The organism is Enterococcus sp. AZ109 (assembly GCF_051714625.1).
In the GTDB taxonomy this organism is placed as follows: domain Bacteria; phylum Bacillota; class Bacilli; order Lactobacillales; family Enterococcaceae; genus Enterococcus_A.
On record NZ_JBIOSF010000001.1, the window covers coordinates 1898039 to 1910000 of the forward strand.

An 11962-nucleotide genomic window follows, 5' to 3' on the forward strand; every position below is an offset into this window, starting at 1 on the left:
TTAGATAATGTTTGTATTCATCACTGGATACAAACAGGGCAAAACGCAAGTTTGTATCTATGATGGCTAGAGCAATTTCACGTACCACCAGCCACGTAGAGGAAATCACTAAGTGGCTGAGGATAAGAAAATGATTATCTCGTATGTACAATCATCCACTTAGCATTTCTGAGTGGGTGATTTTTTTATTTTATTACAAAAGGAGAGAGAAAAATGAAAAAAACTTTATTAGCAGGAATTAGCGTACTTACATTATTAGCACTTGGAGCTTGTGGCGGCGGGGGTGGCGGCACTACTGACAGCACAGGCGGCGGAGATGCAGCCAACAGCGATGCAAAACATGTTGGGGTTTTACAATTGGTACAACATGCTTCATTAGACGGAGCTTATGAAGGCTTCAAAGAAGGTTTAGCAGAAGGCGGTTATACGGAAGGCGAGAACTTAGTCATCGACTATCAAAACGCCCAGAACAATCAAGACAATCTGAAAAGTATGAGTGACAAATTAGTCAAAGACGAAAATGATTTGTTGCTAGGAATTGCTACTCCGTCTGCTCAGTCATTGCTAAATGCGACAACTGATATTCCAATCATCGTAACAGCAGTTACTGATTTAGAAGAAGCGAAATTAGTCGACACTAACGAAGAACCTGGCGGAAACGTAACGGGTACAACTGACATGGTGCCGATCGACAAACAAATCGAACTACTATTATCGATTGTCCCTGATGCAAAAAAAGTCGGCATCATGTACAACGCTGGTGAAGCCAATTCTAAAATCCAAGCGGATCTAGCAATTGAAGCATTAGACGCTGCTGGTGTAGAAGCAGTGGTTAAAACTGCAAATACGACCAATGATGTTCAACAAGTAACTGAATCATTAGCAAACGAAGTTGACGGTATTTATGTTCCAACAGATAATACCTTCGCAAGTGCCGCTTCAATCGTTGGTGAAGTTGTAAAAGAGAAAAAAATTCCATTAGTTGCCGGCTCAACTGATCAAATCGACGGTGGCGGATTAGCAACAATTGGTATCAACTACAAAGAACTAGGCAAACAAACTGGTTTAATGGCTGCTAAAATCTTAGACGGCGACGCAGAAACAGCAACAACACCAGTTGAAAGTGCTTCTAACCTTGAATTGGTTATCAACGAAGACATGGCTGAAGCATTAGAAATTGATCCAGCAAGTATTAAAGAACCTGCATAAACACTTCCAGAAAGAAGGATGAACGATGAATATTTTGTCACTATTACTCTCAGCTACGTCCCAAGGGCTTTTATGGTCTTTACTTGCGATTGGTGTTTACCTCACTTTTCGTATCTTAGATATTGCCGATCTAACCGCTGAAGGAAGTTTTCCTTTAGGCGGCGGGATCGCAGCGGTTTTAATCGTCAATGGTACTAACCCAATTTTAGCTACGATTGCTGCCTTTTTCGGCGGCTCCCTAGCTGGTTTGGTTACCGGTATTTTAAATACTAAATTCCGGGTTCCGGCTCTATTAGCTGGGATTATTACCATGACTGGTTTGTACTCCATCACCTCTCGTGTGATGGGTGCACCCAATATCGCTCTGTTAGGTGAAGATACGGTCTTCACACCGATTCAAAATATGGGCTTATTGAAAAACAATGCCGTTATTGTTGTCGGTCTAATTATTGCGATTTTAGTAATTGTTTTACTAGTTTTATTTTTCCGAACAGAAATCGGTTTGGCCATTCGAGCAACAGGTGATAATCCCGACATGAGTGAAGCCAACGGCATTAAAACGGAAAACATGAAGCTGTTAGGCTACATGATTTCTAATGGCTGTATTGCTTTATCCGGTGCTTTATTAGCTCAAAATAATGGCTTTGCGGATTTGAACTCTGGTGTGGGTACGATCGTTATCGGGCTAGCTTCCATTATTATTGCAGAAGTATTGTTACACAATCGTCCAATCGGTGTTCGTTTAGTTACCATTGTCTGTGGTGCGATTATCTACCGTTTCATTTTAGCTTTAGTATTCGAAATGAATGTTCAACCGACTGACTCAAAACTTGCTTCAGCAATCGTGTTAGTGGTTTGTCTATCCTTACCACAAATTCGCCAAAAACTAGGATTAAATATCCCAAAAAAAGATCGTAAGAAAGGAGTGAAGACCGATGCAACCAGTCTTAAAAATTAGCAACCTGCACCAATACTTTGAACGTGGGACCGTCAACGAAAACCACGTGCTGCGAGGCATTGATCTAGCTTTGGAACCTGGCGACTTCGTTACGATTATTGGAGGGAACGGTGCTGGTAAATCGACCTTACTCAACAGTATCGCCGGAACTTTACCGATTGAAGAAGGTCAAGTCTTCCTTAATGAAGAAGAAATTACCAAGCATTCCGTTACTAGACGGGCGAAAAAAATCAGCCGTGTTTTCCAAGACCCACGTATGGGTACTGCGGTACGTTTAACGGTTGAAGAAAATCTGGCTTTAGCTATGAAACGTGGGTTTCAACGTGGATTTGGCTTAGGGGTTCGCAGTAAAGACCGAGAATTTTTCCGTGAACAATTAGCGACCCTGGATCTGAATTTAGAAAATCGTTTGGATGCCGAAATCGGTCTGTTATCTGGGGGGCAACGTCAGGCAATTACCTTGCTGATGGCTACCTTACAACGACCTGAATTGATTTTGCTAGATGAACATACAGCAGCGTTAGATCCGAAGACTTCTATTACCGTAATGCACTTAACTGAAAAGTTAATCGAAGAGCATCAGCTAACTGCCTTCATGGTTACCCATGATATGGAAGATGCCATTCGTTACGGCAATCGTTTAATCATGCTGCATCAAGGGCAAATCGCAATCGACATTCGTGAAGAAGAAAAAGAGCATTTAACTGTACCAAAATTGATGGAGCTCTTCCATCAAAACTCTGGTGCCGAGTTGAAAGACGATGCACTCTTACTTAGCTAACTAACACATTCATCCTTCTTGGCAGACTACTTTGCGGTAGTCTGCTTTTTTTGATACACTGACAAGAAAGGCTTCAAAAAATCGCTTACGCTTTGGAACACTGAGTAAGCTTTCGAAGCCAGACATCGTCAATTTTAGTTTAATCAATTTTCTAATTTTAAAAACCATATACTTCCCAAAAAAGGAGGCGACCTTGTTGTCAACAAAAGAAAAAGTCTTACAAAAATTAAAAACTAGCACCAGCTATGTTTCCGGTGAACAGCTGGCGCAAGAACTTTCCCTATCCCGTACTTCAATCTGGAAAGCCATTAAAGAATTAGAAAAAGCGGGTTATCAAATTGAGCATCATTCTACTGGCTACCGCTATCAAGCTTCCGATGTATTGGACGCTGCTGAACTAACAGACGGGATTCACCAAAAGGTAGCCGTTCGTGTACTGGATTCTTCTGTTTCCACAATGAAGGATGCGCAAATAGCGGTAATCAATGGGGAAGCCCCCCCTGTTTTAGTAGTAGCGGACATGCAAGAAGCGCCCCGTGGTCGTTTCAATCGACCCTTTTTCGCAATGGAAAAATCAGGTATTTACATGAGTCTGCTGCTAAAACCAGAGACCCAGCTTCATGAGCTGCCTCAATACACGGTTTTAATGGCCGTAGCTGTCGCAGAGGCAATTGATGCTCTTGTTGGAGTAGAAACGCAGATCAAGTGGGTCAATGATATTTATTTAAATGGTAAAAAAATTGTGGGTATTTTGTCAGAAGCCATGATGGATGTTGAAAGCAACAGCTTGAAGCACGTCATCATCGGTATGGGAATCAATTTTTCTGTTCCACAAGAAAAATTCCCGGCTGAACTACAGGAAAAGGCGACTTCGCTGTTTGCTCACAGCGAGCCAACGATCACTAGAAATCAACTGATCATTGAAATCTGGAATCGCTTCTTTGCCTTATTGGAACAAAAAGAGTCTGATTATTTAACTGTCTACCGCAAAAAATCGTTTGTTCTAGGTAAACGCGTGACTTTCGAACGTCAAAACCAACAATATGCTGGCAAAGCAATCGACATCAGCGATACTGGAGAGCTCATCGTCGATCTGGGAAATGAGACGATCGCCTTATCCTCCGGCGAAATCAGTTTAAGTTCCATTCAATAAGGCTCACAGTTTCCAAAAAATGGCCCCTCTCACGAATGAGAAGAGCCTTTTTTTATTTTGCAATACGTTCTTTTAAGTTTAATGGCTGACCTTTTTTACGTAAGTCAGACAACTCTGCAACTGCTGTGAAGAACAAATCATTGGAAGAGTTAACGGCTGTTTCAACTGAGTCTTGGATAACACCGATAATAAAGCCAACTCCGACCACTTGCATCGCAATCTCATTTGGAATTCCGAATAAGCTGCAGGCTAATGGAATTAACAGTAGTGAACCGCCAGCAATTCCTGAAGCACCACAGGCTGACAAAGCTGAAAGGATACAAAGTACCAAAGCCAAACCAATATTTACTTCAATACCTAATGTGTGTACTGCTGCTAATGTCATAATAGAAATTGTCACCGCAGCACCACCCATATTAATCGTCGCACCTAACGGTAAAGAGATGGAATAAGATTCTTCACTCAACCCTAAATGTTTAGCCAGCATCATGTTAATTGGAATATTAGCTGCTGAACTCCGCGTGAAGAAAGCTGGAATCGCACTTTCTTTCAAACAGAAGAAGACTAATGGATAAGGATTTTGACGAAGCAAGAAGAAGGCGACCAATGGATAAGCGATCAAGTCTACTACTAACATCGTACCAACTAACAGCAACAGTAGTTGTCCATATTGAGCCAGTCCTTGTATCCCGGTTGTTGCTACCGATTGATAAACTAGACCTAAAATACCAAAAGGAGCAATCGCAATGATCAACTGAACCACATGCGTAATTGCTGTTGAGATATCGTCAGCCAAGTCTTTAGTTTGCTGATTACGGGTACGTAGAGCAAAACCGATCAACGCTGCCCAAAACAGGACTGCCAAATAATTTCCTTCGGTCATCGCTAGTAAAGGATTTTGAACAATATTTGTCAAAATGGTATTTAGCACATCACTTAATGCTTGTGGTGCTTCTTGCATTTCAGAAACCTGTTGTAAGGTGATTTGCATTGGGAAAATGAAGCTAGCAACTACCGCAATGACACCCGCCAATAAAGTTGTAAATAAATACAAGGCAATAATTGGCTTAATGAATGTTTTTGTTCCCGTTTGATGCTTCGCTACCGAAGCCAAAATCAATACGAAAACCAAAATAGGCGCAATCGCTCTTAACGCACCAACAAACAAATCCCCCAAAACGGCGATAAATGTCCATTGAGGAACCAATACTCCTAACAGCGCCCCAATAATAATACCTATTGCAATACGCTTAATTAGGGACAAATTCTTAAAAAACTCCAACAAAATAATTCCTTCTTTCTTTATCATTTACTGTAACCAATCTTAAAAAATAATTCCTAAAAGCTGTACAGCCATGTCCATTCTATCTGTAGTAAAATGAGATTTCAAGAAGAAATATAAGTTTGCTTTCATTTCTATTCAAAAAAGCCATCATAAGTCCCATTTCTGAGATTATGATGGCTGTTTACGACTGATTAACGCATGGTTACAAATTCTTCGCTGCCCGTTGGATGGATCGCAACGGTATTATCGAAGTCTTTTTTCGTTGCACCCATTTTAATTGCTACGGCAAAACCTTGCAGCATTTCATCCACACCGACACCAATTCCGTGCAGTCCAATGATTTTTTCATCTTCCCCTAGGCAGACCAATTTCATATCACATTTTTGACGATAGTCTCCTAAAGCAAAGTACATTGGGGTAAAACGAGAATGATAAATTTTGATGTCTTTGGAATCGTAACGTTTAATCGCTTCTTCTTCAGATAAGCCAATTGTGGCAATCGTAGGATGGGTAAAGATGACAGTTGGGATATTATCGTAATCCAAATATTCGTCTTCTTTCCCATTAAATAAACGCTCTGACAAACGACGGCCAGCTGCGATCGCTACTGGGGTCAAGTCAACTTTACCGATCACATCACCAATGGCATAAACACCTGCTGAAGTAGTATTTTGGTATTTATCCACTTTCACGAAGCCTTTTTCATTCAATTCAACCGAAGTATTTTCGATTCCTAATTTATCGGTATTTGGTTGACGACCACCAGCAAAAATGACGCAATCGCCGGTTAATGTTTCGCCATTTTCAAAATACACAGTAAAGTTCCCTTGATCATCCTTCTCAATCTTTTCTGCAACGAAGTAAGGATGAAGATCCATGTGATTGTCACGATAGATTTGCATTAGATTCTCTGACAACATATTATCGAAGGTTCGCAATGGTTGACCATAACGAAAAGCCCAATGAACTTTAGTTCCCATCCCTTGCAACACACCGCTAAGCTCCGCCGCAATATAACCGGCTCCTAACACAATGGCTTCCCGCGGTTGCTTCTTCAATTCGAAAAAGCCATTAGAATCAATTGCCAATTCACCACCTGGGATTTGCATTTGAGTAGGGCGACCACCAGTAGCAATTAAAATGTGGGGGGCCGTATACGCCACATCATTTACTTCTACTACATGATCAGACTTAAATGTAGCGTAACCATAAATTCGTTTCACTTGGTTGCTGTCCAATCCACGGTTGTATGCACCATGCAAAAAATCAATATATTTTTCACGGCGTTCAACTAATTGTTCAAAATCGAAATTCTTTACATCTGCTGAGATCCCATAGCTTTCCACATCCCGTTCAATCATTTCTAACATGGTGCTCGCTTGCCACATAACTTTCTTAGGAACACAGCCGACATTTACGCAAGTTCCACCAATTTCGTTGCCTTCAATTAGTAACACATTAGCTCCATGCATTCCTGCACGATTTGCTGAAGCGATCCCGCCGCTGCCGCCGCCAATTACGATGTAATCATATTGTTCCATTTAAAGTTCCTCCTATAGGTTAAAAAATTGAGGGTTAATCTTTTTTCTTACGAATCATATCGCCAGGTTTGACAGGTTGTGCTACTGGCATCGTAAGAATCATCATTGGATTTGGCGCACGATCGATTGATTCTCCGTCTTCATTTTTCATCTCCTCCACCTTTTGATGGAAGTGTTGAAAATTCGGTCCGTAAAATTCAATTTCATCCCCTACGCGGAAATGATTCCGTTGACGAATCGTCGCAATTCCTGTCGCCTCATCGTAGCTTAACACTTCACCGATGAATTTGTACACTGGAATCTTCCGACGGGCACCAAACAGCTGATTATCCTCAGTCGGTACCTGATAATAAAACCCGGTAGATAATTCACGTTGCGCAACTTTCCATAGCTCATCGATCCATTCCTGCTTGCACACATAATTTTCTGGATCAGCCATGTAGCTGTCCACTGCTGCTTTATAAACATTCGCAACGGTTGAAACATAATGAATCGACTTCATGCGACCTTCAATTTTCAAGCTGTCCACACCATTTTCAATTAGATCTGGAATATGCTCAATCATCGACATATCGACTGCGCTCATGGAGAATTCTTCGGTTACATCACCATTTGCGGTTAGTGAACGATGCTCTTGTGCATAAGGCATGTCGAACAGTTCATATTTCCAACGACAGGACTGAGAACAGCCTCCCCGATTGGCATCGCGCATCGACATATGGTTAGACAAGGTACAGCGACCAGAGTAAGAAATGCACATTGCACCATGCACAAAGGCTTCGATTTGAATATCCGTATGACGGCGAATTTCCGCCAACTCTTCCATCGATACTTCTCGGGCTAAAACAACCCGCTCTAAGCCTTCTTCCTTCCAAAATTCCAGCGTCTCGTAATTGGTCGCAGAGGCTTGAGTGGAAAGATGGATTTCTAACCCAGGTGCTTCTGTCGCACAAATTTCGATTAATGCAGGGTCCGAAACAATTACAGCAGAAATGCCGATGTCTCGTAATTTGCGAAAGAATTCCCCCGCACCTTTTTCATTTCCTTCGTGGGTTACCATGTTCGCTGCTACATAGACCTTGGCATTGTGTTCATTAGCAAAAGCTACGCCTTCTTCCATTTCTTCAAATGAAAAGTTCCCCGCTCTTGAGCGAAGACCGTAGGCGTCACCACCAATATATACAGCATCAGCGCCATAATGAATGGCTGTTTTTAATTTTTCTAACGTTCCAGCTGGTGCTAAAACCTCTGGACGTTTTAATTTTCGTTGTTCCATTGTTTTGCTCCTCTATTTTATTGCTTCTGGATCTAAATGATAAAATCCGGTGTCTAAGCCGCGACTTTCAGGGTGAAGATGTTGAATTTTCGCTTCGGCTTCTTGGGCTTGTTCCTCAGACCAGCTGTTAGCCAAAAGTGCTTCTCTGGCCGCCACGAATACTTCAGCGATGCCAATGAAATTCGTCCCTGGTGTAAACAGACCATCTAATTTCCAAGTAGTAAATCCATTACGATATAATTCAGCGAGCTCATGAATCAGGTTCAAGTCATTATCCGCAAAAATATGGGTGCCATGCTGGTCTTCATAGATGGAATAATGGGTGTCGTCCTTTTTAGGCTCAGATAAAAACAGCCCCCGCTGACGATCGATCGTCTCATCTTGCTTCGTATAATTAAAATAGTTTTGCAATAGTGGCCGTTTTGATTGATGAATACAGGTAGCGCCATAAACTAAGACTTCTACTGGAATGTCCACTTGCTCCACTAAAACTTTCATTTCCTCAAAAGGAACTTCCCGGGCCAATAATGCACCTACCGCTCCTTTTTTCTGCCAAAAATTAATTTGACGGGCATTCGTGACTAGAATCTCCGCATCATAAATAAACGGCAAGTCATAGTTACCCTTACGCAAGACATGGATCACACCGGTATCACCAACTACAATCCGATCTGGCTGACACACTGCCAAAAAATCCAGATATTCCGGAACTTTTTTCATTCTGTCTGGGTGCATAATTGCGTTCACTGCAATATTCACCTTTTTACCTTGCTGATGCGCATACTCGATCAGCTCTTTTTGTTCCTCACGGGAAAAAGAAGTCGGCAAGCGCAAACTAAAATCATCTTCACCTATGTATAATGTATCAACACCCGCAGCTAACAATGCCTTTGCTTGGGTCATTGATTCTGCTGTAGCTATAATTTCAACCATCCGTTGTCCTCCTATTTCGTATAGTGGCGCACATTTTCGATCAGTATCAGTCATTCAACCGTTTATTAATTGATCTGCTTCTTTGTCTTTTCCCACTGTGCCACGTTAGACTAACACCTTCTTTATAACTGTTCCATACTATCATAGCTCTACGAAGTTTCCAACCAGCTTTATAAAGAAAGGCTTCGCAAACTCACCCAAATTTGTGAAATCTGACTCGAAAAAAACCGCTGTAACAAACTTACTAATCGTGAAAAAAGAAGCTTCCCACTATTGATGAAGGGAAACTTCTTTTTACAGTCTAAACTTCTTGCGGAATTTTCTCTTCTTTTGGTGCACGCACATTCAAAGTTATCTTACCTTTGCTGGCACCAATAGTCACTGAATCTCCTAATTGAATTTGACCAGAAAGCAACGCTTCAGCCAAACGATCTTCTACTTCTTTTTGCAATGCTCGGCGAATTGGTCGTGCTCCATACTCAGGATCAAAGCCAACCTTACCGATTACATCAAACGCAGCAGCAGTAATTTTCACTTTGATCTCATGCTCAGTCATTCTTTCGATAATTGAGCGACTCATGATTTTCACAATCTCATGGATTTGTTCTTGATCCAATGATTGGAAGACCACTGTTTCGTCAATCCGATTTAAGAACTCTGGGCGGAACGCTTTCTTCAGCTCTTCTAGAATTCGTTTTTCCATTGCGTCGTGATCCTTGGTAATATCCTTGACGTTAAACCCAACATTTTTTTCCTCACGGATTTCAGTTGCGCCAATGTTAGAAGTCATAATCAAGATTGTATTACGAAAATCAACTTTACGTCCCTTTGCATCCGTTAAATGTCCATCATCTAATACTTGCAGTAAAATATTGAAGACATCTGGGTGGGCTTTTTCTACTTCATCCAGCAAAATGACTGAGTAAGGTTTTTGACGAATTTTTTCCGTCAATTGTCCACCTTCTTCGTACCCGACATAGCCAGGAGGTGAGCCAATCAAACGGCTGGTGCTATATTTTTCCATAAACTCAGACATATCTACCCGAATTAATGATTCCTCACTGCCAAACATTGCTTCAGCTAAAGCTTTTGCCAGTTCGGTTTTCCCAACGCCTGTTGGTCCTAAGAACATAAATGAACCAATAGGACGATTAGGATCTTTCAAGCCGCTGCGGGCCCGACGAATCGCTCTGGAAATTGCTTTAACTGCCGTATCCTGCCCAACCACTCGCTTGTGCAAGACATTCTCCAAGTCTAACAACCGTTGACTTTCTTTCTTTTCCAATTGCTGCAAAGGAACACCAGTCCATTGTGAAACTACCGCTGCGACATCTTCATCAGTGACTCGATTGATATAGCCGTTTTTTTGTTTCGCTTCGGTGATGGCTGCTTGTTCTAGCTCTTGAGATAATTGCTTTTCTTTCATACGTAAGCGGGCTGCTGATTCAAAGTCTTGATTTTGAATCGCCTTTTCTTTTTCTTCGATCAGCAGATTAATTTCTTCTTGCAGCCCATCCAATTCAGAAATTTCATCAGTGGTATCCAAACGGACCTTCGCTGCTGATTCATCCATCAAGTCAATCGCCTTATCCGGCAACTGACGAGAATTAATGTAACGAACCGATAATGAAACTGCTGCATGTAACGCATCGTCAGTAATCTCGACACTGTGATGCTCCTCATAACGAGGGCGCAATCCTTTCAAAATCTGTTCAGCTTCTTCAGGAGTAGGCTCTTCCACTTGAACACGCGCAAAGCGTCGTTCTAGAGCAGAATCTTTTTCAATATATTTTTGATATTCATCAAGGGTAGTCGCCCCGATTGTTTGCAACTCGCCCCGAGCCAAAGCTGGCTTTAGAATATTGGATGCATCAATCGCTCCTTCAGCACCTCCAGCACCGATCAACGTATGCAATTCATCGATGAAAAGAATGATTTGACCATCATGATAAATCTCATCAATAACTTTCTTCAGGCGATCTTCGAATTCTCCACGGTACTTAGTGCCAGCAACTAGTGCTCCCATGTCCATCATCATTAAACGCTTGCCGCGCATGTCTTCAGGTACATCACCTGAAATAATTCTTTGAGCAAGACCTTCGACAATCGCCGTTTTACCAACACCTGGTTCACCAACTAGTACTGGATTATTTTTTGTTCTACGGCTCAAGATTTGAACCACTCGCCGCACTTCACTTTCACGACCTACAACGGGATCTAATCTTTTTTCCTTGGCCAATTTTGTTAAATCTCTTGCTAGGCTATCCAAAGTTGGCGTTCCTTGCGACGTATTTTGCTGGCTCTTAGGAGAAGATTTACGACGTCCCATTCCTTGATGCGACTGAGACATATTTTCGGTAACACCCATCTTTTTCAGTAACAACTGACGCATTTTAGGTAAACTCAAGCCTAAATTAACTAGAATATGAGACGCCAAAATTTCGTCATCTCTTAGTAGTCCTAATAAAATATGCTCAGTGCCAACTAATTTAGCGTTGAATCGTTTTGCTTCATCATCAGCAAAAATCAGAATTTGTTTCGCTCTTGGAGAGTAAGGCAAATAACTTCCTTCAGGATATGTCTGCATAGAACCATAACCGGTCATATGTTCAATTTCCTCGCGAATATCGCTCTCGTTCGCATTCATTTGCCTCAATGTTTTTCCAGCAATTCCTTGTTGTTCAATGACTAATGCCAACAACAAGTGCTCAGAACCAACTGAACGATGCTTAAAATATTTCGCTTCTTCTTGAGCAATGGCTAAAACAGCCTTTGCACGCTCGGTATACAACTGATCCATTTACCTCACTCCTTTTTCTCGTAACT

Annotated in this window: 10 protein-coding genes (1 of these 10 only partly in view); 4 read left to right on the plus strand and 6 right to left on the minus strand. The window is 41.6% G+C overall.

The features are described 5' to 3' along the window. Positions 1-213 precede the first annotated feature (213 nt). From IGI42_RS08990 to IGI42_RS09005, 4 genes are all read left to right on the plus strand, one after another. Positions 214-1209, plus strand: a complete 996-nt coding sequence (locus IGI42_RS08990; protein WP_438715508.1) for an ABC transporter substrate-binding protein — start codon at positions 214-216, stop codon at positions 1207-1209. A 25-nt stretch (positions 1210-1234) separates the two neighbouring features. Beyond that, positions 1235-2167 (plus strand): ABC transporter permease, encoded by a 933-nt coding sequence (locus tag IGI42_RS08995; RefSeq protein WP_438715509.1) that lies wholly within the window; start codon positions 1235-1237, stop codon positions 2165-2167. Further along, the gene (locus IGI42_RS09000; RefSeq protein ID WP_438715510.1) at positions 2145-2948 is read left to right on the plus strand and encodes an ABC transporter ATP-binding protein; all 804 of its coding nucleotides are present in this window, start codon (positions 2145-2147) and stop codon (positions 2946-2948) included. The genes IGI42_RS08995 and IGI42_RS09000 overlap by 23 nt, the downstream gene beginning before the upstream one ends. Before the next feature lie 196 nt (positions 2949-3144). Next, positions 3145-4101, plus strand: a complete 957-nt coding sequence (locus tag IGI42_RS09005) for a biotin--[acetyl-CoA-carboxylase] ligase (RefSeq protein ID WP_438715511.1) — start codon at positions 3145-3147, stop codon at positions 4099-4101. Between the two features lie 52 nt (positions 4102-4153). Here the strand turns inward: IGI42_RS09005 and sstT are convergent, their stop codons facing one another. From sstT to IGI42_RS09035, 6 genes are all read right to left on the minus strand, one after another. Continuing rightward, complete coding sequence (sstT, locus tag IGI42_RS09010; RefSeq protein WP_438715512.1) at positions 4154-5386, minus strand: serine/threonine transporter SstT; 1233 nt, start codon at positions 5384-5386, stop codon at positions 4154-4156. A 191-nt stretch (positions 5387-5577) separates the two neighbouring features. Next, complete coding sequence (gene gor / locus IGI42_RS09015; protein ID WP_438715513.1) at positions 5578-6927, minus strand: glutathione-disulfide reductase; 1350 nt, start codon at positions 6925-6927, stop codon at positions 5578-5580. A gap of 34 nt (positions 6928-6961) precedes the next feature. Next, on the minus strand, positions 6962-8203 hold the full coding sequence (locus tag IGI42_RS09020) for a peptidase U32 family protein (protein WP_438715514.1): 1242 nt from the start codon (positions 8201-8203) through the stop codon (positions 6962-6964). A gap of 12 nt (positions 8204-8215) precedes the next feature. Beyond that, positions 8216-9136 (minus strand): peptidase U32 family protein, encoded by a 921-nt coding sequence (locus IGI42_RS09025; protein ID WP_438715515.1) that lies wholly within the window; start codon positions 9134-9136, stop codon positions 8216-8218. 301 nt (positions 9137-9437) lie between these two features. After that, complete coding sequence (locus IGI42_RS09030) at positions 9438-11936, minus strand: ATP-dependent Clp protease ATP-binding subunit (RefSeq protein WP_438715516.1); 2499 nt, start codon at positions 11934-11936, stop codon at positions 9438-9440. A gap of 5 nt (positions 11937-11941) precedes the next feature. Then, positions 11942-11962 carry the end of a CtsR family transcriptional regulator gene (locus IGI42_RS09035; protein WP_207671574.1) on the minus strand. 444 nt of this gene lie beyond the right edge of the window, so only the last 21 of its 465 coding nucleotides appear in the window; the start codon falls outside the window, past its right edge; it ends in the stop codon at positions 11942-11944.